This window comes from Curvibacter sp. AEP1-3 (genome assembly GCF_002163715.1).
Classification (GTDB): domain Bacteria; phylum Pseudomonadota; class Gammaproteobacteria; order Burkholderiales; family Burkholderiaceae_C; genus Allorhodoferax.
Window position 1 is genome coordinate 754,680 of sequence record NZ_CP015698.1, and the last position, 24,858, is coordinate 779,537.

Annotated in this window: 21 protein-coding genes; 8 read left to right on the forward strand and 13 right to left on the reverse strand. The window is 57.5% G+C overall.

Translation table 11 applies throughout. The annotated features are described in order from the left end of the window. Positions 1-134: 134 nt before the first annotated feature. The 10 genes from infC to AEP_RS03620 form a co-directional block, all read right to left on the reverse strand. Positions 135-725 carry a translation initiation factor IF-3 gene (gene infC, locus AEP_RS03575; RefSeq protein ID WP_087494120.1) on the reverse strand — a complete coding sequence of 197 codons (591 nt, stop codon included), beginning with the start codon at positions 723-725 and terminating at the stop codon, positions 135-137. An 88-nt stretch (positions 726-813) separates the two neighbouring features. Then, positions 814-2,748: a threonine--tRNA ligase gene (gene thrS / locus AEP_RS03580; protein ID WP_087494121.1), complete on the reverse strand. Its 1,935-nt coding sequence runs from the start codon at positions 2,746-2,748 to the stop codon at positions 814-816. Between the two features lie 270 nt (positions 2,749-3,018). Continuing rightward, complete coding sequence (gene aceA, locus AEP_RS03585) at positions 3,019-4,350, reverse strand: isocitrate lyase (protein WP_087494122.1); 1,332 nt, start codon at positions 4,348-4,350, stop codon at positions 3,019-3,021. Positions 4,351-4,597: 247 nt separating this feature from the next. Then, positions 4,598-5,926 (reverse strand): type III glutamate--ammonia ligase, encoded by a 1,329-nt coding sequence (gene glnT, locus AEP_RS03590; protein ID WP_087494123.1) that lies wholly within the window; start codon positions 5,924-5,926, stop codon positions 4,598-4,600. 76 nt (positions 5,927-6,002) lie between these two features. After that, positions 6,003-6,863 (reverse strand): ABC transporter permease, encoded by an 861-nt coding sequence (locus AEP_RS03595; RefSeq protein ID WP_087494124.1) that lies wholly within the window; start codon positions 6,861-6,863, stop codon positions 6,003-6,005. Positions 6,864-6,871: 8 nt separating this feature from the next. After that, positions 6,872-7,789 carry an ABC transporter permease gene (locus AEP_RS03600; RefSeq protein WP_087494125.1) on the reverse strand — a complete coding sequence of 306 codons (918 nt, stop codon included), beginning with the start codon at positions 7,787-7,789 and terminating at the stop codon, positions 6,872-6,874. An 8-nt stretch (positions 7,790-7,797) separates the two neighbouring features. Next, a complete protein-coding gene (locus AEP_RS03605; protein ID WP_087494126.1) occupies positions 7,798-8,898 on the reverse strand; it encodes an ABC transporter ATP-binding protein in 1,101 nt (366 codons plus the stop codon). Between the two features lie 88 nt (positions 8,899-8,986). Continuing rightward, positions 8,987-10,147 (reverse strand): extracellular solute-binding protein, encoded by a 1,161-nt coding sequence (locus AEP_RS03610; protein WP_087494127.1) that lies wholly within the window; start codon positions 10,145-10,147, stop codon positions 8,987-8,989. Between the two features lie 92 nt (positions 10,148-10,239). Beyond that, positions 10,240-11,634 carry an aspartate aminotransferase family protein gene (locus AEP_RS03615; RefSeq protein ID WP_087494128.1) on the reverse strand — a complete coding sequence of 465 codons (1,395 nt, stop codon included), beginning with the start codon at positions 11,632-11,634 and terminating at the stop codon, positions 10,240-10,242. A 28-nt stretch (positions 11,635-11,662) separates the two neighbouring features. Further along, entirely contained in the window at positions 11,663-13,030 is a 1,368-nt protein-coding gene (locus AEP_RS03620; RefSeq protein ID WP_087494129.1) for a glutamine synthetase family protein, read from the reverse strand. A 141-nt stretch (positions 13,031-13,171) separates the two neighbouring features. Between AEP_RS03620 and pdxR the strand changes: the two genes are divergently transcribed. Next, on the forward strand, positions 13,172-14,632 hold the full coding sequence (pdxR, locus tag AEP_RS03625) for a MocR-like pyridoxine biosynthesis transcription factor PdxR (RefSeq protein ID WP_087494130.1): 1,461 nt from the start codon (positions 13,172-13,174) through the stop codon (positions 14,630-14,632). Here the strand turns inward: pdxR and AEP_RS03630 are convergent. After that, on the reverse strand, positions 14,616-15,920 hold the full coding sequence (locus tag AEP_RS03630; protein ID WP_087494131.1) for an NAD(P)/FAD-dependent oxidoreductase: 1,305 nt from the start codon (positions 15,918-15,920) through the stop codon (positions 14,616-14,618). The two genes, pdxR and AEP_RS03630, sit on opposite strands and share 17 nt — an antisense overlap. 11 nt (positions 15,921-15,931) lie before the next feature. Continuing rightward, positions 15,932-16,855 carry an agmatinase gene (gene speB / locus AEP_RS03635; RefSeq protein ID WP_087494132.1) on the reverse strand — a complete coding sequence of 308 codons (924 nt, stop codon included), beginning with the start codon at positions 16,853-16,855 and terminating at the stop codon, positions 15,932-15,934. A 138-nt stretch (positions 16,856-16,993) separates the two neighbouring features. Between speB and AEP_RS03640 the strand changes: the two genes are divergently transcribed. After that, entirely contained in the window at positions 16,994-17,941 is a 948-nt protein-coding gene (locus AEP_RS03640) for a DMT family transporter (RefSeq protein WP_087494133.1), read from the forward strand. Here the strand turns inward: AEP_RS03640 and rraA are convergent. Beyond that, positions 17,933-18,466: a ribonuclease E activity regulator RraA gene (rraA, locus tag AEP_RS03645; RefSeq protein ID WP_087494134.1), complete on the reverse strand. Its 534-nt coding sequence runs from the start codon at positions 18,464-18,466 to the stop codon at positions 17,933-17,935. The genes AEP_RS03640 and rraA overlap by 9 nt on opposite strands. 177 nt (positions 18,467-18,643) lie before the next feature. Between rraA and AEP_RS03650 the strand changes: the two genes are divergently transcribed. The 6 genes from AEP_RS03650 (at position 18,644) to AEP_RS03675 (ending at position 24,820) form a co-directional block, all read left to right on the forward strand. Next, positions 18,644-19,087, forward strand: coding sequence for an SWIB/MDM2 domain-containing protein (locus tag AEP_RS03650; RefSeq protein WP_087494135.1), 444 nt, complete (start codon positions 18,644-18,646; stop codon positions 19,085-19,087). Positions 19,088-19,257: 170 nt separating this feature from the next. Further along, positions 19,258-20,268 carry an ABC transporter permease subunit gene (locus tag AEP_RS03655; RefSeq protein ID WP_087494136.1) on the forward strand — a complete coding sequence of 337 codons (1,011 nt, stop codon included), beginning with the start codon at positions 19,258-19,260 and terminating at the stop codon, positions 20,266-20,268. After that, the gene (locus AEP_RS03660) at positions 20,268-21,167 is read left to right on the forward strand and encodes an ABC transporter permease subunit (RefSeq protein WP_087494137.1); all 900 of its coding nucleotides are present in this window, start codon (positions 20,268-20,270) and stop codon (positions 21,165-21,167) included. Before AEP_RS03655 ends, AEP_RS03660 begins: the two co-directional genes overlap by 1 nt. 18 nt (positions 21,168-21,185) lie before the next feature. Further along, entirely contained in the window at positions 21,186-22,163 is a 978-nt protein-coding gene (locus tag AEP_RS03665; RefSeq protein ID WP_087494138.1) for an ABC transporter ATP-binding protein, read from the forward strand. Then, on the forward strand, positions 22,160-23,161 hold the full coding sequence (locus AEP_RS03670) for a peptide ABC transporter ATP-binding protein (protein WP_087494139.1): 1,002 nt from the start codon (positions 22,160-22,162) through the stop codon (positions 23,159-23,161). Before AEP_RS03665 ends, AEP_RS03670 begins: the two co-directional genes overlap by 4 nt. A 30-nt stretch (positions 23,162-23,191) precedes the next feature. Further along, positions 23,192-24,820, forward strand: a complete 1,629-nt coding sequence (locus AEP_RS03675) for an ABC transporter substrate-binding protein (RefSeq protein ID WP_087494140.1) — start codon at positions 23,192-23,194, stop codon at positions 24,818-24,820. The last annotated feature ends 38 nt before the right edge of the window (positions 24,821-24,858 follow it).

Sequence of the window (24,858 nt, forward strand, 5' to 3'; positions counted from 1 at the left end):
GCGTCTGGAAAACGACTTCCAGCCTTGTTGGCCCCGAGCCACTTGTGCAAAACCCGTTACCGGGTTTGCTTTTTGCAAGTCACTTTTCAGCGACTTGCTGACTCCTGGCAGGTGACCAGACCTGCCCGGAATACTTACGCTGCAGCTTCCGCTGCAGGCTTTGGAGAGCCACCACCCGGCTTTTTACGGCCCGGCGCAATCATCATGATCATCTGGCGGCCTTCCAGCTTGGGGAACTGCTCAACGATGATGGTGTCACCCAACTCGTCGCGCATGCGCTGGAGCATGGCCAAACCAATTTCCTGGTGGGTGATTTCACGACCGCGGAAACGCAAAGTGATCTTGCACTTGTCGCCATCCGCCAAGAAGCGCTTGATGTTGCGCATCTTGATGTTGTAGTCACCGTCATCGGTACCCGGACGGAACTTGATTTCCTTGATCTCAATGACCGTCTGCTTGGCCTTCGCTTCCGCTGCCTTCTTTTGCTCTTGGTACTTGAACTTGCCGTAGTCCATCAACCGGCACACGGGCGGGTTGGCTGTGGCGGCAATTTCAACCAAGTCAACGTCGAGGTCACCCGCCATGCGGAGGGCCTCCATCAGGCTGACGACACCCAGAGGCTCGTTTTCAGGGCCGGAGAGGCGAACCTCAGGGGCCATGATTTCACGGTTCAAACGGTGTTTACGTTCTTCGCGCTGGCGGCGGTCACGAAATTCAGTAGCGATGGCTCAATCCTTCACAATATCTGCTACAAAAACTGTAGCGGTTGCCGCACAGCACGCGCCGTCAAACCGGTGTTTCCTTGGGGAGACCTCAGGATGATTTGTTGGCAATGTCCGAGGTGATACGCTCAATGAACGACTCCAGGGGCATTGCACCGAGGTCTTGACCACCCCGGGCACGCACTGCGACAGCGCCTGCTGCCATCTCTTTGTCACCAATAACAACCAGATAAGGCAGCTTCTGCATCGAATGCTCCCGTATTTTATAGGTTATTTTCTCGTTGCGCAGATCTAAATGAACCCTAAGCCCTTGATTTTGCAGCGTTTTAGCGACGCTTCGGGCGTAATCGGCCTGTGCATCGGTGATATTGAGCACCGCTACCTGCACGGGAGCGAGCCATGCGGGCAAGGCACCAGCGCTCTCTTCAATCAAGATGCCGATGAAGCGCTCCAGACTGCCGACGATCGCGCGGTGCAGCATGACGGGCCGATGGCGGCTACCGTCTTCCCCGACAAATTCTGCATCCAGGCGCTCAGGCAAGTTGGGATCCACTTGAATCGTGCCGCACTGCCATGGACGGCCCAATGCGTCCTTGAGCGTGTATTCGATCTTGGGGCCGTAGAAAGCACCCTCGCCCGGCAAGTATTCGAAATCGCAGCCTGAAGCACGCAGACCTTCAGCCAAGGCATTTTCTGCTCGGTCCCAACTCTCTTCGGTGCCGATGCGCTTTTCGGGCCGGGTGGAGAGTTTGTAGATGATGTTGGTGAAGCCGAAGTCTTTGTAGACTTTCTGGAGCAAGGTTGTAAAGGCTTTCACCTCCTCCTGAATCTGGTCTTCAGTACAGAAGATGTGACCATCGTCTTGCGTAAAGGCACGCACGCGCATGATGCCGTGCAGTCCGCCTGAGGGCTCGTTGCGGTGGCACTGGCCGAATTCGCCGAAGCGTAAAGGCAGATCGCGGTAGCTCTTGATGCCCTGCTTGTAGATCAGGATGTGGCCCGGGCAGTTCATGGGCTTCAGGGCGTAGTCGCGCTTTTCACTCTCGGTGGTGAACATGTTTTCGCGGTACTTGTCCCAGTGGCCGGTTTTCTCCCAGAGGCTCTTGTCAATAATTTGAGGGCCCTTGACCTCGAGGTAACCGTTGTCCTGGTACACCTTGCGCATGTACTGCTCGACGCCTTGCCAGAGTGTCCAGCCCTTGGGGTGCCAGAAGACTGTACCAGGTGAATGCTCGTCGATGTGGAAAAGATCGAGTTCGCGACCCAGCTTGCGGTGGTCACGCTTTTCGGCTTCTTCGAGCATGGTCAAGTGCTGCTGCAATTCGTCCTTGGTGGCCCAAGCCGTACCGTAAATGCGCTGCAGCATTTCATTGCGATGGTCTCCACGCCAGTAGGCACCTGCCACTTTCATGAGCTTGAAATGTTTGAGTTTGCCGGTGCTGGGCACGTGGGGGCCTCGGCACAGATCTTCAAACTTGCCTTCGCGGTACAGCGACACGTCTTCATTCGCAGGAATGCTGGCAATGATTTCTGCCTTGTATTGCTCGCCCAAACTCTTGAAGTATTCCACCGCCTCATCACGCGGCAACACGCGACGCACAACCGGCTCATCCTTGCTGGCGAGCTCAGTCATCTTCTTTTCGATAGCAACCAAGTCCTCAGGGGTAAAGGGCCGCTTGTACGAAAAGTCATAAAAGAAACCGTGCTCGATCACGGGCCCGATGGTCACTTGCGCATCGGGAAACAGCTCCTTGACGGCATAGGCCAACAAGTGGGCCGTGGAGTGGCGAATGACTTCCAAACCATCGGCATCTTTGGCGGTGATGATGGACAGCGCACTGTCGGCGGTCATCTGGAAACTGGTGTCCACCACTTTTGCAGCACCAGAGGGTTCGCCTGCGGCTCGGACCTTGCCGGCCAAAGCTGCTTTGGCCAAGCCGGTACCGATAGAGGCAGCCACTGCGGCCACGGTAACCGGGCCGGGGAATTCACGTTTGGAACCGTCAGGGAGTGTGATGTGGATCATGGTGATTTCGAGGAAAGAGGGTCTTGAAAAGCAAAAAGCGCGGAGGGGTCCGCGCTTTACTATGAATTTGGTAGCTGACTGCGCACAAGGCGCGCGGACTACGGCCTTATTCGCTGATGAATGTTGCCGGTGTAGTTCGCGGTGTCATAACCAAACTGCCTTTCTCGCTCTTATGCAAAGTTGATACCTGTATTTTAACCGCAGTCTGCATTAATGAAAAAAGGCCGGGCGCCTTGTGAGCGACCCGGCCTTGACTCCACAGCGGTTGGCTTAGTGGAATTGCTCTTCTTCGGTTGAACCGGTCAGTGCCTTCACAGAGGAGGAACCGCCCTGGATCACGGTAGTCACGTCGTCGAAGTAACCCGCGCCGACTTCCTGCTGGTGGGACACGAAGGTGTAACCCTTCTCGCGGGCTGCGAATTCGGGCTCCTGCACCATGTTGGTGTAGTGCTTCATGCCTTCGCCCTGAGCGTATGCGTGTGCGAACTGGAAGGTGTTGAACCAGTTGATGTGGATACCTGCCAAGGTGATGAACTGGTATTTGTAACCCAGCGCAGACAGGTCTTCCTGGAAGGATGCGATCTGGCTGTCGTTGAGGTTCTTCTTCCAGTTGAAGGAGGGCGAGCAGTTGTAGGACAGCAGCTTGCCGGGGCAAGCAGCGTGCACAGCTTGGGCGAACTCACGGGCAAAGCCGATATCCGGCACGCCAGTTTCGCACCACACCAAGTCCGCATAAGGTGCGTATGCCACACCGCGGCTGATGGCTTGTTCCAGACCGTTCTTGACACGGTAGAAGCCTTCTTGGGTGCGCTCGCCAGTCAGGAAAGGCTTGTCGTTGGCGTCGTGATCGGAAGTGATCAGGTTGGCAGCTTCAGCATCGGTACGGGCCAGCACGATGGTGGGCACGCCCATGACGTCAGCAGCAAAGCGCGCAGAGATCAGCTTTTCAACAGCTTCCTGGGTGGGAACGAGAACCTTGCCACCCATGTGGCCGCATTTCTTCACTGCAGCCAACTGGTCTTCAAAGTGAACGCCTGCAGCGCCGCTTTGAATCATGTTCTTCATCAATTCAAACGCATTCAGCACGCCGCCGAAGCCGGCTTCTGCGTCAGCCACGATGGGCAGGAAGTAGTCGATGAATTCTTTGTCGCCCGGGTTGATACCGCGGGACCATTGGATTTCGTCAGCACGCTTGAACGTGTTGTTGATACGGCGAACCATGGTGGGCACCGAGTCGTAGGCGTACAACGACTGGTCGGGGTACATGGTCTCAGAGGTGTTGCCGTCTGCAGCCACTTGCCAGCCGGACAGGTACACCGCTTCCAAGCCAGCCTTGGCTTGCTGCATGGCTTGGCCCGCAGAGATCGCACCGAATGCGTTGACGTAACCCTTCTTGGCGCCGCCGTTCACTTTTTCCCACAGCTTCTCAGCACCGCGCTGTGCCAGGGTGTACTCAGGCTGCAGGCTACCGCGCAGTCGCACGACGTCGGCGGCGCTGTAACCACGCTTGACCAGCTTCCAACGGGGGTTGGTCGCCCAGTCTTTTTCCAAGGCTGCGATTTGTTGTTCGCGGCTCAATTGCTCTTTGATGGATTGCGGCATGAGAACACTCCTAGGTTGGTTGATTGATTCGGCTAATTTCGTTTGCCGATGACTGAATTCTAAGTCTTATATAAGACACATGTTAAATCTTATGTCTTATATAAGACATAAATTTTCATCAATCAAATCAAGCACTTAGGGAGTTTATTTCTCAATGCAAAATCAATTAACTCCATACGATATGGCAGCCGCGAAATCCAGACTCACTTAATTCACAATACGAAATGAAAAAGCGCTTGGTAAAAAATTAATAGAACGCGGCGTAACGCTCCATCTCCCACGCACTGACCTGCTGGTGAAAAGCGTCCCACTCAGCACGCTTGATAGCCAGAAACTGGTCCACAAAAGCTTGCCCCATGGACGCAGTCAAATCACCATCCGCTGCCAAAGCGTCCAATGCCTCCTGCAAGCTCCGGGGCAGTTGAGCAGGCAAGGCCTCACCAGCTGCCGCTACCGCATAGAGGTCTTGCTCACAAGGCTGAGGTGGCACCATGCCACGGTCTACGCCATCGAGGCCCGCGAGCAAGGTGCCGGCCAAAGCGGCGTACACGTTACATGACGGGTCTGGCAAACGCCATTCCATGCGACCTGCCACCGTGCGCACCACACAAGTCCGGTTGTTATCTCCGTAGGCCTTCCACACAGGCGACCACGTAGTACCAGACGCACTGGCACTACTGGCTAAACGCTTGTAGCTGTTCACTGTGGGAGCACAAATGGCAGCCAACGCATCCGCGTGCGCCAATAGGCCAGCTGCAAATGCGTGCCCTACTCCGCTCAAACCCAAGCTGCCGGACTCATCTGAAAACACAGGCCCCCCTTCGGCATCCGTGATGCTCAAATGGAAATGCAGCCCGCTGCCGGGCGCTTGAGCCAGCGGTTTGGGCATACAGCTAAACACCATGCCGTGACGTTCGGCGACAGCGTGCGCTGCCAATTTGAACAACATGAAGCGATCTGCCGCGGCCAGTGCGTGGTCAAAACGATAGTTGATCTCGTACTGACCGGTGGCATCTTCATGGTCCATCTGCTGCAATTCAAAGCCCAGACTGGTGAGCGTCTGGCGCATGTCGTCGAGGTAAGCCGCATTGCGATGGATGGACTTCAAATCGTAAGAAGGCTTGTCCAGACTATCCCGCACGTCCGCCACTTGCCAACTGCCGTCGCGCTTGTTGAGTAGAAAGTATTCCGGCTCGATACCTACCCACAGCGTCCAACCGCGATCTTTCAACTTTTGAATCGCTTTTTGCAGCAACTGGCGCGAGCAGGTTTCCAGGGGCTCCCCACCAGCAAATCCGTCGCAGACCGCATGCGCCACGCCCGGCATAAAGGGCAGCGCCCGTATGGTTTCCGGCAACACACGCCCGTAATACTCACTGCGGGCCCCGTAGCGCGGCAGTCCCGTACCCCAGATACTGGGACCGGCAAATCCAGCGCCTACCTCCACCCATTCGCGCAAGTTCTCCACGGGGACCAATTTGCCTTTGGCCACACCGTGGATATCGGTGAACTGCGGCAACAGCGAATGAATACCTTGCGCTTTGAGCGCGGCGATGAGGGCGGGATAGTTATGCATAAAAACAGCCTATGGCGCCCGCCGCACCAGCGCGACGAGCTATGAAATCAATAGCAGAGGTAGCATTGCCGGACGTTCAGGCCGGTTGGATTGCGGCTGTACCCGCGCGGGTAGCGGCGGCAATCTCACGCTCGCGTTTGCGTGTCTGACGGGCAACCCAAACGCTGTAGCTGATGATCACAATGGTCACCGTCAAAATGAGCAAAGTGGCAGCTGCGTAGATGGTCGGATTGATACCGCGGCGCGCGTAGCCAAAAATGACTTGCGGCAGGGTATTCACTCCAGGGCCTGACAGAAACTCCGAGATCACCACATCGTCAAACGACAGCGTGAAACTCAAGAGAAAGGCAGCCAGGATGCCCTGCGCAATGTTCGGCAAGGTAATCAGGAAGAACACCTCATGCGGGCGGGCACCCAAGTCCATAGCGGCTTCTTCGATGGAGCGATTCATCTCCAAAAGACGGGATTGCACAACGACCATTCCGTACGCCATGCCCAACAAGGTGTGCCCGAGAATGATGGTGAACATGCCGCGTTCAGGCCAACCGAACACGTTTTGAGCACCCACCATGAGCAGCAGAAGGGACAGGCCGATGACCACCTCTGGCATCACCAAGGGCGCGTTCACCATGCCGGAAAACGCAGTACGCCCAAGGAAGCGCCGGTAGCGCACCAGCACAAAGGCCGCAAAGGTACCCAGCACGGCAGACAGCACGCCTGTAACCAAGGCCACTTGAACTGACAGCCAGAAGCCTTCCACGATTTTGGTGTCTTTGGTCAGTGCCTCGTACCACCTGAACGAAAAACCGGTGAAGTTGGCATCCTGACGGGTGCTGTTGAACGAGAACACCACCATGAACAAAAGTGGCATGTAGAGGAAGGCGTACACCAAGGCCAACCAGACCTTGCCGAAGTGCTTTTCAAACCAGGCTTTCATGATTCACCTCAATGCTTGGCTTCAGCGGCTTCGCCGGTGTAGCGGTAATAAAAGGCCAAGGGCACCACAATCAGTCCGATCATGACAACCGCCAAGGCGCTAGCCCGGGGCCAGTTGTTGCTGGTGAACATTTCGTCCCAGACAACGCGGCCGATCATGATGTTTTCGGGTCCGCCCAACAGGGAGGGAATGACGAATTCACCGACGGATGGAATAAACACCAGCATGAAGCCCGCCACGATGCCCGCTTTGGACAATGGCACCGTAATCAGCCAGAAGGCCTTGAATGGCGAAGTGCCCAAGTCGTATGCTGCCTCCAGCAAGCGGAAGTCCATCTTCACCAGGTTGGCGTACAAGGGAAGAATCATGAAGGGCAAATACACATAAGTCATGCCCACCAGCATGGACACATTGGTGTAGAGCATTTGCACAGGCTCAGACGTAAGACCTACGGCCATCATGAACTGGTTGATTACGCCCTGGTCCGCCAGAATCCCTTTCCAGGCATAGACGCGCAGCAGAAACGAAGTCCAGAACGGCAGCATCACCATCATCAGCAATGCCGGCCGGACGCTAGGTTTGGACCTGGCAATGAAATAGGCAAAGGGATAGCCGATTAGCAGACACAAAACGGCAGTGCACAAGGCGTACCAGATGGAGCGCAGATAGGCTTCGATGTAGAGGGTCTGAAACAGCGGGCCGCCTTCACCGGTGCGGAAGATGGACCAATAGTTTTCGTACTTCAACTTGAGCAAACCGGTGCTCGCATCCCAGATCGGCTTGAACGGGTTGATGTCGTTGCCCATGTCTACAAAACTGATGTAGAGCAGGATCAAAAAAGGCAGCAGGAAAAAGATCAACAGCCAACCGTAGGGCACGCCGATCACAAAACGGCGACCCGGCATCGATAGATTTGTGGAGGCCATGGCAGTCCTTAATCGCGCAGCACGATGCCGGAGCGGTCACCCCACCAGAAAAACACATTGTCTTCCCAGGTGATGTCACTCAAATCCTGTCGGGAGGTGTTGGCCTCGGTGATCTTCACCTTGGTGCCGTCGGTCGCCACCACGATGTAGGTGTTGTAAGAGCCGAAATACGCAATCTCTTTGACTTTGCCGGTAAACACATTCACCGCCGCTTCGGGCCGGATTTTGCTGATTTCGATCTTCTCGGGTCGCACTGCTATGCCGACCGGCATATTGAGCGTGCCGCTCACGCCATGCCCTACCTGAATTTCGCCGATACCGGTGACCGCTGCACAGCGGTCTACCTCATCCACGCTGAGGCGGCCTTCGAAGATGTTCACGTTCCCGATAAAGTCCGCCACGAACCGGTTGGCCGGGTGCTCATACACCTCTTCGGGGCTGCCAACCTGCAACACGCGGCCCTTGCTCATGACCGCAATTCGGCTCGCCATCGTCATGGCTTCCTCCTGGTCGTGAGTCACCATCACACAGGTCACGCCGACCTTTTCAATGATGTTCACCAGCTCGAACTGGGTTTGCTCACGCAGCTTTTTGTCCAAAGCACCCAAAGGTTCATCCAGCAGCAGCAGCTTGGGGCGTTTGGCCAAACTTCGGGCCAGCGCAACGCGTTGCTGTTGCCCGCCTGACAATTGGTGGGGTTTGCGTTTGGCATAGGCGCCCAGCTGCACGAGATCCAGCATCTCACCGACACGCTGCTTGATTTCGTCTTTGGGCAGACCTTCACGCTTCAGTCCGAATGCCACGTTTTCCCAAATGTCCAGATGAGGGAAAAGCGCATAGCTCTGGAACATCATATTGATGGGGCGGTCATACGGCGCCAGCTTGGCGACGTCCTGGCCACCTAACAAAATACGGCCGGAGGTCGGCGACTCAAAGCCAGCCAACATGCGCAGCAAAGTGGATTTGCCACAACCCGAGCTGCCCAGCAAGGCAAAGATCTCGCCCTGCCCGATCGACAGTGAAACCTCGTCCACGGCGACTGCCTCGTCAAACCGCTTGACCAGCTTTTCGGTTACCAGATATCCCATTTTGTCGGGTTGCACTGCCATGTGATGACCTTTGATGATGTCTCTAGAAGCAAAAAGGGCTGTTCATACCGGCGTACAAACAGCCCTTGGGAGCACTCAAATCAGGAAATTACTTGCCTTTTTTGAATGCGTTGTAGGCGTTAGCCATGGACTCGCGCGCTTCGTTGGTGAAGCTGCTGGGAGGAATCATCTTGCCGAAGTAGTCAGCATCCACAAAGATGCTCTTGTTGCTGGCGATTTCAGGCTTGATCTTGTCCACAGCGGCCTTGTTGCCGGTGTTGTAGTTCATTTCATTGGTCATCAGCGCTGCGTTGTCTGGGCGCAGATAGAAGTCAATGAACGCGTGCGCGTTGTTGGGGTGCTTGGCGTCCTTGGTCAGACCAATGGAGTCAATGAAGATCAGAGCACCAGTGCTGGGCAACAGGGCCTCGATCACATCCTTGGAGCCGTTTTCTTTGGCACGACCGGCTGCAATGTTGATGTCACCTGCCCAACCGATAGCTGCGCACGCTTTACCGCCAGCGATGTCATCGATCATGGTGGAACTGAACAAACGGACATCCTTGCGAACCTTGGCCAACATGGCTGAGGCTTCTTTGTAGTCGTCACTGCTGTTGGAGTAAGCGTCCTTGCCGATGTAGTGCAGAGCCACGGGCAGAATTTCAGTCGGGGAGTCGAGGTAAGCGATACCGCAGGACTTCAACTTGGCGGTGTACTTGGGGTTGAACACCAGGTCCCAAGCGTTTTCAGGCATGGGCATGCCACCCAAAGCCTTTTCGACCTTGGTCTTGTTGATGCCTACTGTGGTGAAGCTCCATGCCCATGGGACCAGATGCTTGTTTTCAGGGTCCGCCTTGGTCATGGTGGCCATCAATGCTGGATCCAGATTCGCCAGATTCTTGATCTTGGCTTTGTCCAGAGGCTGCAGCAGGCCGCCTTCGATTTGCGGCTTGGCAAACACCGTACCGGGAACCACCAGGTCGTAACCGGTGTTGCCAGCAACCAGCTTGGCGTGCAGAGCCTCGTTGGTTTCAAACGTGTCGTAGTTGACCTTGATGCCGGTTTCTTTCTCGAAGGCGGCGATCATGCCTTCGGGAATGTAGTCAGGCCAGTTGTAGATGTTCAGTACCTTCTCTTCGGCATTGGCTGGCGCTGCAGGTGCGCTGGCAACTGCTGCCGGCGCAGCTGCGGCTGCAGGCGCCTCTTCTTTTTTGCCGCAAGCGGCCAAGACCAGCGCTGAGAGCGCAAACGTGCAAAGGTACTTATTCATGGTGAGCAAATCTCCGTAGAAATGGTTTCGGGGGACTACGAACTACAAGCCTGACTCAAGCAAAATTCAGACCAAAAAAGATTATAGAAGTGCTATAGCAATCCCCGGGCCTTCAACTCGGTCTGAGTGAGGTCCAAAGCCAGATAAATCAGGCGCATCATCTCGTCGATATCAGCACGCGTCATGATCAACGGAGGGGCAATGATCATCCGATCGCCGACTGCACGCATGATCAGCCCGTTTTGGAAGCAATGGCCGCGACAAATCATGCCGACGCCGTCATCGCCGTGAAAACGTGTCTTGCGGGCTTTGTCTTTCACCAACACCAAGCCACCCACGAAACCACAGGTCTCCGCCACGCCGACCAGCGGGTGGTCGTTCAGCTCGGCATAACGCTGGGCAAAGTACGCACCGATTTCGCCATGCACCTTTTGGGGGAGCTGCTCACGCTCCATGATCTCGAGATTGGCCAGGCCCACCGCACAAGCGACCGGGTGACCGCTGTAGGTATAGCCGTGGTTGAACTCACCGCCCTGCTCTATCAGCACCTTCGCCACGCGGTTCCCCACCATGACGCCGCCCAAGGGGATGTAGCCGCTGGTGATTGCCTTGGCAAAGGTCACCAGGTCGGGCTTGTAGCCAAACTTCTCGTAGCCAAACCAGTGGCCCAAGCGACCAAAGGCACAAATGACCTCATCGCTGATCAACAAGATGCCGTATTTGTCGACGATGCGCTGAATTTCAGGCCAGTAGGTGGAGGGGGGAATGATCACGCCCCCCGCGCCTTGGACTGGTTCAGCAATAAATGCCGCAACCTTGTCTGGCCCGACTGCCAGGATTTTTTCCTCCAGCCAACCTGCAGCGCGGACACCGAATTCCTCGGCGGTCTCGCCCGGCAAACCATTCTCGAAATAGTAAGGTTGCTCAATATGGGTGATATTGGGAATCGGCAGGTCGCCCTGTGCGTGCATGCCACTCATGCCCCCCAGCGAGGCACCTGCCATGGTGCTGCCGTGGTAGGCGTTGTTCCGGCTGATGATGACCTTGCGTTGCGGCTGCCCGAGCAAGTCCCAGTAGCGGCGCACCATGCGCACGTTGGAATCGTTGCTTTCGCTACCGCTGGAGGAATAGAACACATGCTGGAAGCTGCGGTCACCCACGTCAGGTGCCAGCGATGCCAATTTGGCAGCAAGTTGAACCGCCGGCACATTGGTAGTCTGGAAAAAGCTGTTGTAGTAAGGCAGCGTCATCATTTGCTGATGGGCGGCATCTGCCAGCTCTTTGCGGCCGTAGCCGGCGTTGACACACCATAAGCCGCTCATGCAATCCAGAATGCGATGGCCTTCGGAGTCCCAAACGTACACACCTTCCGCACGGGTAATCACCCGCGCACCACGGCCGTTAAGGTCCTTGAAATCAGTAAATGGATGAAGGAAATGGGCGCTGTCCAAAGACTGGATCAGGGCGGTATCGACGACTGTGTTCATGGCAGGCTCGTGAATAAGCAAAACAAATTTAGACGTGGAGCAAGAGGTGCTCACGTTCCCACGGAGAGATGACTTTCATGAACTCATCAAACTCCAGCTCCTTGATTTCGGAGTAGACCGTAATGAACTCTTTGCCCAGCACCTCGTGAAGATCGGACTCCTTGCGCAGCCAGTCCAGCGCTTCGCCCAGGCTACGCGGCAAGGCATAGGGGGACAGGTACGCATCACCCCGCATTTCGGGCTTGGGTTTGATCTTGTTTTTGAGCCCCAGGTATCCGCAAGCCAGCGTCATGGCCATGGCCACGTAAGGGTTGGCATCAGCACCGATCACCCGGTTTTCCACACGGCGGGCCGCGGGTGACGAAATGGGTGAACGGATACCTACCGTGCGGTTGTCATAACCCCACTCGATGTTGATAGGCGCCGCCGTATTGCGGGAAAGACGGCGGTAGCTGTTGACGTAGGGCGCTACTAGCACCATGGCTGCAGGAATGTAGCGCTGCAAGCCGCCGATGTAATGCATGAATGCTTCGGACGGCGTGCCGTCCTCATTGCTGAACACGTTCTTGCCGGAGGCAATGTCCACCAGGCTTTGGTGTACGTGCATGGCACTGCCGGGCTCGCCGGCAATCGGCTTGGCCATGAACGTGGCATACATGTCGTGGCGCATGGCTGCTTCACGGACGGTCCGCTTGAAGAAGAAAACTTCATCCGCCAGGCCCAGGGGCTTGTTATGGAAGAAGTTGATTTCCATCTGCCCTGCCCCCACTTCGTGGATCAAGGTGTCGACGTTCAACTCCATCTTGTCGGAATACTCGTAGATCTCTTCAAACAAGGGATCGAACTCGTTCACCGCATCAATGCTGTACGCCTGGCGGGAGGTTTCAGCGCGGCCGCTACGCCCTACAGGTGCCCGAAGCAAGGTGTTGGGATCGGTGTTGCGCGCTGTCAGGTAAAACTCCAGCTCAGGCGCCACGATGGGCTGCAGCCCTTCGGCCTCGTACAGATCGCACACGCGGCGCAGTACGCTTCGGGGGGCGAAGGGCACCAGCTTACCTTCGTGGTCAAAGCAATCGTGAATCACCTGGGCTGTGGGATCAGCCGCCCAAGGAACGATACGCACGGACGAGGGGTCCGGCCGCAATTGCATGTCTTTGTCGGTGGGGTCGATCACGTCATAGTAGGGGCCGCTTTCGGGGAACTCACCCGTCACGCCCATGGCCACAATGGCTTGGGGCAAACGCATTCCACGGTCTTCTGTGAACTTGGCACGGGGCAAAATTTTCCCGCGAGCCACACCCGTCAAGTCAGGCACCAGACATTCGACTTCGGTGACACGCCGCTCGTTGAGCCATTGCTCCAGATCGTTGAAATTCATCGTTTTGTTTTCAGTCATTTTTCATCTCCTTGAAACGTTGCCGGCCTTGAAAGTCCTTGGCACAACGCTTGCAACAAATTCATTCTGGTGCAGAATTGGCTTCAAACCGGAGCCATTTAAACGGCCTCCATGGTGCCACTTTAACCGGACAAAACCGAATTGCTGTCAGAACTTATCCTGAGTGAAATGCACCAGCTGGCCGACAAAGGCATGCCACTGCACCGCCAGCTGTACGAGGCCATGAGGCGCGCCATCCTCGAAGGCAAGCTCCATGCCGGCGACAAGCTTCCTTCCAGCCGGGAACTCACCCAAGATCTGGACCTCTCCCGGAACACGGTGGTGGCCGCCGTCAACCAGTTGGTGACGGAGGGCTATCTGGTCAGCCGTGTAGGCAGCGGCACCTACGTCAACGACCAAACGCGCCCTATCACACGAATTCGACCGGCACGTGCACACACTCACACCGGACTGTCTAACCGCGGTGTGGCTGTATCCACCCAGTTCACATCTGCGCAATTGGAGGTCCAACCGTTCACCCCTGGCGTTGCGGATTTCAGCGCCTTCCCGGTCTCCCTGTGGCAGCGCCTCCAGAACAAACACTGGCGCATGACCTACCCGGACATGCTGGACTACTCCTATGGCGGGGGCCACACCCCCTTGCGCCGTGCAGTCGCGGATTACCTGCGGGTCTCTCGCAGTGTTCCAGTGGAAGTAGAACAAGTCATCATCACCAACGGTACCCAACAATCGTTGGACCTGTGCGCGCACATGTTGGCAGATTATGGCGATACTGTCTGGATGGAAGACCCTGCGTACTGGGGCGCAGTCAAGGCATTCACGGCAGCAGGCTTGAAGCTCCACGCTGTGGCGGTGGACCCCCAGGGCATGGCGCCTTCTGCCGTCGATGAAAAGCACCCGCCGCGGCTGATTTACACAACCCCTTCTCACCAATATCCCACGGGTGCTGTCATGTCCCTGGCAAGGCGTCAGCAGCTGTTGGCGCTGGGGCAACAGCACAACGCGTGGATTCTGGAGGATGACTACGACAGCGAATTCCGTTTCAGCGGGCCTCCCCTGTCATCGCTGGCAGGGTTGGATACCGACAGCAGGGTTTTGTACCTCGGGTCATTTTCCAAGGTGCTGTATCCGGGCTTGAAGCTGGGCTACCTCGTCGTACCCAAGAGTCTGGCTGCTGCATTCAAACAAGCGCACTATGACCTGAACCGGCCGGGACAACTCCCCTTGCAAGCGGCCCTGGCGGAGTTCATCGAGCTGGGGCACTTCGCCGCAGCACTGCGCAAAGCCCGTCAGAGCTACGCCCAGCGGCGCAAATGCCTGCTGGATGCGTTGCAACCGGTATTGGGCAACCGCGCAAGCATCAGTGGTGCTGAGCAAGGCCTGCATCTTTGCCTGCAACTGCCAACAGAAGTGGACGATGAAGCCCTGGCGCGGCGCATCGGTCAGGCGGGGATGGTGGTGCGACCGCTATCTGCTTATTGCCTGCAGCGCGAAGACGCCAAGGGGCTGGTCATCGGCTACGGCTACGCCACGCTGGGTGACATCGCCCATTGGGGGCCCGTGTTGGCGCGACTGGTTTCCAACGCTATAGAAGGTCTTTGAGCTGGTGATACGCCATGCCCAGCACCAAGCTGGGCATGCGCAGCAAACGCCCGCCGGGGAAGCGACGGTGCTGGATGCGGGCAAACACATCCAGGCGTTTTGCCTGACCGTCGATTGCTTGTGCCACCAAGCGGCCCGCCAAGCCCGTGAGCGCGACCCCATGGCCACTGAAGCCCTGCAGGTAATAGATGTTGGAGTCCAGCCGGCCGAAATCCGGTGCTCTGCTCATGCTGATGTCGACGAAACCGCCCCACACATGGTCCACCGCAACGCCTTTCAGTTCCGGAAAAGCAGCCGCCATGCGCTTGGCCATTTTTGCTTTGAGATTGGCGGGGGTAGCTGTGGAATAACTAACGCCACCACCGAACAGCATGCGGTGGTCTGCACTGAAACGGAAATAGTCGACCGCAAAATTGTTGTCGCAGACAGCGGCATTGCCCGGCAGCAAGGCCCGAGCGGTAGATTCCCCCAAGGGCTCTGTGCCGATGATGTAAGTGCCGACGGGCATGATGCGTGCACTGATTTCCGGAGCTACATCGGGGCCGATTTCCGGCAGGGCACAGTTACCGGCTAGCACCGCAAACTTGGCACTTACAGAACCGCTTGCAGTCGACGCCCGAACTGTGGGTCCTCTGTGCAGCCCGGTCACTGGTGAGTATTCAAACATTTGAACGCCTGCGGCCAGAGCAGCACGTGCCAAGCCCAAACCGTATTTCAGGGGATGCAGATGTCCTGACTGCCCTTCCCACGTTGCTGCGCAGTATCGTGGGCTGCGAATGTGCTGCTCAAGTGCATCGCCGGTCAGCCACTCGGTCGCGAATCCGTAGTCGCGCTCCAGCGTCTCCGCGTCTTCACGCAGGGCTTTCGCTTTGCGCGGGTTGTCGGCCACCGTCAGGTAGCCTTTGACCAAGTCGCATTCGATGCCATGCTGGGCCACGCGCTCTTGCAACAATGCGACCGCCTCCAGCGACATGTCCCAGACCTGCCTCGCCACCGATGCACCGGCCTGCTCCTCGTAGGGCCCCTGTCCGCTGGCCAGCCCGACGATGAACTGTCCGCCATTGCGACCCGAAGCGCCACTGCAAATGCGGTCGGCCTCCAGCATGGCCACCGTGTAGCCCGCAGCCCGCAAGTCCAAGGCAGCACACAAGCCCGCAAAACCGCCCCCGACCACGACCACATCTACGGTCACGTCGCCCTGCAAGGGCGCACAGGGCTGCGGCCGCTGCACACTGGCTTCGTAGTAGCTATGGCGGTTGAGCTGGGTGTCGGACTGAAGCAAGGACATGGTGCGCGGCCTCACGCCTTGGAAGCTTTGGCGATTTGACCGCTCAAATAGGTCCAGACGAAAGTGGCAGCTGCGTTACTGGTGAGTTCGGCGTGGTCATAGGCGGGTGCAACCTCCACACAGTCCATCCCGACGAAATGCAGTGGGGCTAGTTCTTCGAGCAGTGTCAGCACCTGGGAACTGGTCATACCGCCCGGCTCTGGAGTGCCGGTCCCGGGTGCAAAGGCAGGGTCCAGGCAATCGATATCCAGAGTCAGATAACAAGGGGTATCGCCCAAGCGCTCCCGAATCTGGGAGATCACACCCGCTAACCCTGCACCATCCTGCCCACGCAAATCTCGTGCAGTGAATATCAAACCGCCTTGATCTTTCACATATTCGCGGGCAGCGCGCTCACCGCTGGAGCGCAGTCCGATTTGAACTGTTTTCTCAGGAACGACCAGTCCTTCCTGAATGGCCTCAAACGTCCAGGTGCCGTGGCCCGACGGTTCACCAAAATGGTCTTCCCATGTGTCGCAATGTGCATCGAAATGAATCAATGCCACCTGGCCATGCCGGCGCTTGAGGGCACGCAGCAAAGGCAATGTCACCGAATGGTCGCCCCCCAGAAAAACACAATGGTGCTTGTCCATCAATAGCGCCGCTTGTGTCTCGATAGCCTCACGCACCACCTTCAGTGGAGAGGCGTTCGGTAGCGCCATATCACCGGCGTCACCCAGATGAGCCAATGGAGACACTTCAAACACGGGGTGCAGTCCGTCACACAGCATCAAGGACGCGCGACGGATCTCCTGGGGACCGAATCGGGCGCCCGGCCGGTTGGTAACCGCACCGTCAAATGGAATGCCCGCCAGGGCATAGGCCTGTCCGGCGAGCGCCTGACTGGCGAGAAAACGGTTGCTGTTGCTGGCGTAAGCGAATTGGCCGATACCCATGGTCGTTGTCCAAGAAAGAGTTATTTGATCGAACAGCGAAGTTAACTGATCGCCTCTTGCGGACTGGTGCCACTTCGCACGCGCTGATTGGTGTAGGCTCCCGCACTTTGCGGCATCCGCCGCGCGATATAACGCCCCATGCATTCCAACAACGTCCGCCCCCGCTTGTTTTCCTACGCCCTTCTGGCCATGAGCATGGCTCTGGTGGGTAGCTATGTGGCACTGTCCAAGCCCTTGGTGCTGGTGCTGCCGGTGTTTTTGTTGGCGTGGTTGCGGTTCGGCATCGGAGGCTTGGCCACCCTGCATTGGCTCAAGCGCCCGGCCGATGAGTTGCCCATGTCACCCGCCACCCGGAAATATCTCTTTCTGGAATCTTTTTTCGGCAATTTCCTTTTCTCGATCTGCATGCTTTTCGGTGTCAGCATGACCACGGCAGTCTCCGCAGGCGTGATCATGGCGGCCATCCCGGCGGTGGTTGCGCTGATGAGCTGGGTATTTCTGAAGGAAAAAATCAACACCCGCACCTGGGCTGCAGTTGTCTGCAGTGCGTTGGGCATCGGTTTGCTTGCGCTATCAAAAAATGAGCTGCACGCGCATACTCCATCGGCGCCAGAGGCCAATTCGACCTTGCATAACCCTTTGCTCGGGAACGCGCTGGTCTTTGCTGCCGTGTTGTGTGAAGCTGCGTATGCCGTGATCGCCAAGAAGCTGACGGGCGCCCTCAGCCCCCGACGGATTACCGCCTTAATCAACTTGTGGGGCTTTGCGCTGATGACCCCCTTCGGCCTCTACATGGCGTGGTCGTTCAACTTCGCTGCTGTATCGCCGGGGTCGTGGCTATTGCTGGTGTTTTACGCGTTGGCCGCCAGCGTGTGGACAGTATGGCTGTGGATGAGCGGACTCAAAAACGTGCCCGCATCACGGGCCGGTGTTTTCACCGTGATGTTGCCGATCTCTGCCGCGGTTGTCGGCGTGGTGGTCTTGGGCGAGCCACTAGGCGGCTTGCAGCTTCTTGCTTTCGGCATTGCGCTGCTCAGCGTGGTGCTGGCTACCCTGCCTGGCAAAGACAGCACAGGCTCACATTAATGGCTTGCTGCTGACCACCACTCCGTCACGGTCCGCATAGAGCCATTCACCGGGGCGCACCCACACGCCCTGAATGCGCACAGGCAGCTGCACCAGTCCCTGCTGACGTTTTTCTGTGGGGAGTGGCATGGGGGCTAAGGCACGGATACCCACCTGTTGTTGCTCCAGTTCAGCCAGGTCCCGTACACAACCGTCAATCAACACACCAGCCCAACCATTGCGGGCTGCCGCTGCGGCCAGATTGCCCCCCAATAACGCGCGGCGCAGAGAAGCACCACCGTCCACGACCAGAACCTGCGCAACCGGGCCGGTGGGCGTATCGATCCAGCCCTGCGAGTCCACCGCCTGCTTGACGAAGGTGTTGTCTTCAAAACATTGAACCGTATAGACCGGCCCCATGAAGGTTTTCAATCCGCCGAAGTCCTTGAATACGGGCGGAAGGACACGGAAATTGCCACTCTGATCGTTCTTGTGAACATCGCAAAAATCACAGGTCGAAAATGGTGCATGGGCCGGGGTAGACACGTGGGGACTCCTTGGTGTGTGGTTTCAGGCAATTCTCCAATGAAAAAAACAACATTCCCCTAGGAAAATTGACGTAGCGCCCTTGGATTCACGCTTTTTTGCCATTAGCATGTGCGCTACCAGTGAAGAAGCTGTTTTTTGCTGGCGGTAAATCAACTTCTAAAAGGACAATCAATCATGGCAACTGCGAAAAAAGCACCGGCAAAGAAAGCCGCTGCTCCAGCAAAGAAGGCTGCTCCCGCTACCAAAGCTGCAGCTCCCGCAAAGAAAGTAGCCGCTAAGGCAGCCCCCGCCAAGAAGGCCGCGGCTCCAGCCAAGAAAGCTGCAGCCCCTGCGAAGAAAGTAGCTGCGAAGAAGGCTCCTGCCAAGAAGCGCACCGTGAACGCTGCATTCATGAAGGCTTTGACACCTAGCGCCGCATTGGCTGCTGTGGTGGGTGCAGCTGCTCTGCCACGCACTGAAGTCGTGAGCAAGCTGTGGGCTTACATCAAGAAGAATGGCCTGCAAGACGCAGTCAACAAGCGCAACATCAACGCGGATGCCAAGCTCAAGGAAATCTTCGGCAAGGCCCAAGTGACTATGTTTGAATTGGCTGGCTTGATCGGCAAGCACCTGAAGTAAGACGCGCAAGCGCACATCCCAAAAGAGGCCGGAGTGACCCGGCCTTTTTTTGTTTCTATCCATTTGTCACATGGGTGACTGGTGCCAATCCTCATAAGGGAAAGTCGCTAGTCGTTATTGGTGCAGACAACGAATCTGCGCCCTACTGCGTGCCTAGAATCCACCCCCTCATGCTGCGATTCATCTTCACACGACTGAGCCTGATCATTCCGACATTCTTCGGCATGACACTGCTCGCATTCTTCCTGATCCGGTTGGTCCCCGGCGATCCCATCGAAACCCTGGCGGGCGAACGCGGCATTGACGCGGCACGCCATGCAGTGCTCCTCAAGGAGTACGGTCTGGACCAGCCTGTCATGGTGCAGTACGGCATCTACATTGCCAAAGTACTCAAAGGCGACCTGGGCAAATCCATCATCACCCAGGAACCCGTCCTGAGTGAATTCGCCACCCTGTTCCCTGCCACCATCGAGTTGGCAGTGTGCGCCATCATTTTTGCCTTGTTGATCGGCATACCGGCCGGCATCATTGCGGCTGTCAAGCGCAATTCGTTCCTGGACCATGGCGTGATGGGCGTGTCGCTCACGGGCTATTCCATGCCGATTTTCTGGTGGGGCTTGCTGCTGATTCTTCTGTTTTCCGTGCAGCTGGATCTGACGCCGGTGTCCGGCCGGATCGCGGTGCAGCACTTCATTGAACCGGTAACCGGCTTTCTACTCATTGATACCTTGTTGGCCGGCGAGACTGCCGCCTTCTGGTCCGCAGCCTCTCACCTGATATTGCCCACCATCGTTTTGGGCACCAACCCGCTGGCTGTGATCGCGCGCATGACACGCTCGGCCATGCTGGAGGTGATGGGGGAAGACTACATCCGCACCGCAAGAGCCAAAGGTCTGACCGGGCTGCGGGTGGTCGCAGTCCATGCGCTGCGCAATGCCATGATTCCCGTGATTACGGTGATCGGACTTCAGGTGGGCGTGTTGTTCACCGGGGCCATACTGACCGAAACCATCTTCTCGTGGCCGGGTGTGGGTAAATGGCTGATCGAAGCCATCAGCCGGCGTGACTACCCGGTCCTGCAAGGCGGCATGCTGCTGCTGGGCCTCATGGTCATGACGGTCAACCTATTGGTGGATATCACCTACGGCATCATCAACCCACGCATCCGCCACCAGAAATAATGAGCACTTCCACGATGAACGCTGCGGTGGCGTCACAACCGACGCATCCCTTCCAGGAATTCTGGCGCTATTTCAAAGGCAACAAGGGCGCTCTGGCCGGCTTGGCAATTGTGGTCATGGTTCTACTCATGGCCTTATTTGCGCCCTGGATTGCACCTTACCCGCCCGACCTCACCAACAACGCGGCATTTTTAAAGCCTCCCGCCTGGCAGGAAGGCGGCTCACGCGCTTACTTTCTGGGAACCGATGCCATCGGCCGCGACATTCTGTCGCGCCTCATGCACGGCGCACGTCTCTCGCTGGTCATCGGCATTGCCGTGGTGACCTTGTCGGTCGTGGTCGGCACCGTGCTGGGACTGGTCGCAGGGTATTTCAAAGGCATTCTGGAAATCGCCATCATGCGGATGATGGACATCATCCTCACGCTGCCCAGTCTTCTGCTGGCTATCGTGATTGTGGCCATCCTCGGCCCGGGCCTGGTGAACGCCATGTTGGCGGTAGCGATTGTGGTGCTTCCACACTATGTGCGCATTACCCGTGCAGCCGTGATTGCCGAGACCTCGCGCGACTATGTGACTGCTGCCCGCATGACAGGTGCCGGTCATATCCGTCTGATGTTCAGCGAGGTGCTACCCAACTGCACCGCACCGCTCATCGTGCAAGCGTCTCTGGGTATCTCCACCGCCATTCTGGATGCCGCCGCACTGGGCTTTCTGGGCCTGGGCGCACAACCTCCCTCACCCGAGTGGGGAACCATGCTGGCCGACGCACGTGAATTCGTGCTGCGCGCCTGGTGGGTAGTGACCTTTCCCGGCCTGGCGATTCTGATCACGGTTTTGGCGTTCAACCTGTTGGGTGATGGCCTGCGCGACGCGCTGGACCCCAAACTCAAACGCTAAGCCCAAGAGAAAAACAATATGGCATTGCTAGAAATTGAAAACCTCTCCGTAGAGTTCCCGTCGCACAACGGCGTGATGCATGCGGTGCAGGACGTGAGCCTCTCACTCGAGGCCGGTGAAGTGCTGGGTGTGGTCGGCGAGTCCGGCTCCGGCAAAAGCGTCACCATGATGGCGCTCATGGGTTTGGTGGCCTTTCCCGGCCGCGTACAAGCCAAAAAGCTGCGCTTCGATGGGCATGACCTGCTGGGCCTGAGCGACCGCGAACGCCGGCGCTTCACCGGCAAAGACATGTCCATGATTTTTCAGGACCCCACCACCAGCCTGAACCCCTGCTTCACCGTGAGCTTCCAGCTGGCTGAAACCCTGAAGCTGCATCTGGGCCTAGACAAAAAAGCCGCGCACAAGCGCTCCATTGAGCTGCTGGAGCAAGTCGGCATTCCGGCCCCCGAGAGCCGCCTCAAGGTTTACCCGCACCAGCTCTCCGGTGGCATGAGCCAGCGCGTGATGATTGCCATGGCGATTGCCTGCAACCCCAAGCTGTTGATTGCCGATGAACCCACCACCGCCTTGGATGTAACCATTCAGGCGCAGATTCTGGACCTGCTCAAGAGCCTGCAAAAAGACCGTGGCATGGCCTTGGTGCTGATCACCCACAACATGGGGGTGGTGTCCGACATGGCCCAACGCGTGGCTGTGATGTACGCGGGTCAGGTCATGGAGCAACGCCAGGCGGACGCGCTGTTCGCAGCGCCCGCCCACCCCTATACCGAGGCATTGCTCTCTGCCATGCCCGAACGCAGCATGCACCAGAGCCGCTTGAACACGATTCCCGGCATGGTGCCGGGTCTGTACGACCGTCCGGATGGTTGCCTGTTCGCACCACGCTGCAGCCATGCGCGCCAGGGTGCATGCGACCAGCGCCCTGCACTCACCCCGTGGAGCGGTGGTAGTGTGCGCTGCCACTTTGCGCTGGGCGCACAGGAGGTCGCAGCATGAGCACCCCAAACACCTTGACACCGGTTGTCGAAGCCCGTGGTCTGCGACAGGTCTACACCATCCGCCGTGGCTTCCTGCGCGCACCCGATCATCTGCAAGCGGTGGCGGGCGTGTCCTTCCAAGTCATGCCCGGACGGACACTGGCGGTGGTGGGAGAGTCTGGGTGTGGCAAGTCCACCCTGGCCCGCATGGTCTCCCTCATCGAATCGCCCACCGAAGGCACCTTGCAACTCGGAGGCGTGGACGCCACCATCGCAGATAGCAGCGCCAAAGCGGCCTTGCGCAAAAAGGTGCAGCTGGTGTTTCAAAACCCCTACGGATCGTTGAACCCGCGCAAGCGTATCGGCCAGATACTGGAAGCCCCACTGGAAATCAACACGGACCTGAATGCTGCTCAGCGGCAGGAAAAAGCCCGCGCCATGCTGGCCAAAGTGGGTCTGCGCCCTGAGCACTACGATCGCTATCCGCACATGTTTTCCGGCGGGCAGCGTCAGCGTATAGCGATTGCCCGCGCCTTGATGCTGGACCCGGCCCTGGTGGTGGCAGATGAACCCGTGTCTGCCCTGGATGTGTCCATTCAGGCCCAGGTGCTGAACCTGCTGGCAGACCTGCAGGATGAGCTGGGCCTGGCCTATCTCTTCATCTCGCACGACCTGGGTGTGGTCCGCCATATCGCCCACGACGTGATGGTGATGTATCTCGGACAAGTGGTGGAGCAAGGCGACAAGACCACCATTTTCGAGCAGCCCCTGCACCCCTACACGCGCGCGCTGATGGCCTCCACACCGGGCATGCATGCACCCGGTGGAAAGAGCCAGCGCATCGTTCTGAAGGGTGAATTGCCTTCCCCCCTGAATCCGCCCAAGGGCTGCGTGTTTTCCACGCGCTGCCCCCACGCTACCGAGCGTTGTCACGCCGAGCGACCTGTCCTGCAGCCCTTGACTGGCAGGCAAGTTGCTTGTCATGAAGCTTCTGCATTTAGCCAACCCGCTGCATAGGCAGCATCAACCCCCAGAGGAGTATCTCCAATGACCCTGACCCTGAAGAAAGCCACGGCTGCACGACGCACCAAAAGTGCATTGTTGTGTGCTCTGGCCCTGCCCGCTGCTCTGGCACTTTCGCCGGTAGCCGCCAAGACCCTGGTGTACTGCTCGGAAGGCAGCCCTGAGAACTTCTACCCCGGTGTGAACACCACCGGCACGTCCTTCGACGTGACCGAACAGATTTACGACAACCTGGTGCACTTCGAGCGTGGCGGCACCAAGGTTGAACCTTCTCTGGCGGAGAGCTGGACCATTTCCAAAGACGGCCTGGAGTACACCTTCAAGCTGCGCAAGGGCGTGAAGTTCCAGTCCAACAAAAACTTCAAGCCAAGCCGCGATTTCAACGCGGATGACGTGTTGTTCATGTTCGAGCGCCAGTGGAAAGAAAACGACCCGTACTTCCGCGTCACCAGCCCCAACCATGCTTACTTCGGCGACATGGGCATGCCCAAGTTGCTCAAGTCCGTGGACAAGGTAGACGAGTACACCGTCAAGATCACCCTGAATCAACCTGAAGCACCTTTCCTGGCCAACCTGGCCATGCAGTTCGCCGGTATCCAGTCCAAGGAATACGCGATTGCCATGCTGAAGGCCGGCAGCCCTGAGAAGATCGACCAGGACCCGCTGGGCACAGGTCCCTACCAGGTAGTTCAGTACCAGAAGGATTCCATCATCCGCTTCAAGGCCAACCCCCAGTACTGGGCCGGCAAAGCCAAGATCGATGACCTGATCTTCTCCATCACCCCGGACGCATCCGTGCGCTGGGCCAAGCTGCAAAAGGGTGAGTGCCATGTCATGCCCTACCCCAACCCTGCTGACCTCGACGCTATCCGCAAGGACTCCAACGTCACCGTGATGGAACAGCCCGGCCTGAACATCGGCTACCTTGCCTACAACACCACCAAGAAACCTTTTGACGACGTGCGCGTGCGCAAGGCGCTGAACATGGCAATCGACAAGAAAGCCATCGTGTCCGCCGTGTACCTGAGCACCGGTGTTGCCGCTGTGAACCCGATTCCTCCAGGCCAGTGGTCTTACAACAAGGCCCTGAAAGACGATCTGTACAACCCTGAGCAGGCCAAGAAATTGTTGGCAGCAGCCGGCTACCCCAACGGCTTCACCACCGACCTGTGGGCCATGCCAGTGCAGCGTCCCTACAACCCCAATGCCAAGCGCATTGCGGAGTTGATGCAAGCCGACTTGGCCAAGGTGGGTGTGACCGCTGAGATCAAGAGCTTCGAGTGGGGTGAGTATCGCAAGCGCATGCAAGCCGGTGAACACCAGATGGGCATGTTGGGCTGGACCGGTGACAACGGAGACCCGGACAACTTCCTGAACACCTTGTTGGGTTGCAGCTCGGCCAAGCAAAACGGCTCCAACGTGGCCAAGTTCTGCTACCAGCCGTTTGAAGACCTGGTGCAAAAGGCCAAGGTCGTGTCCAACCCGGCAGAGCGCACCAAGCTGTACGAAAAAGCCCAGGTGATCTTCAAGGAACAAGCTCCCTGGTTCACCATTGCCCACGCAGTGCAGTTGAAGCCCGTGCGCAAAGAAGTGGTGGACTTCAAGCTGAGCCCCTTCGGCCGCCACACCTTCTACGGCGTGGACATGAAGTAAGACTGCAGTTGCAATCATGAAAAAGGGGCCGGTGTTTA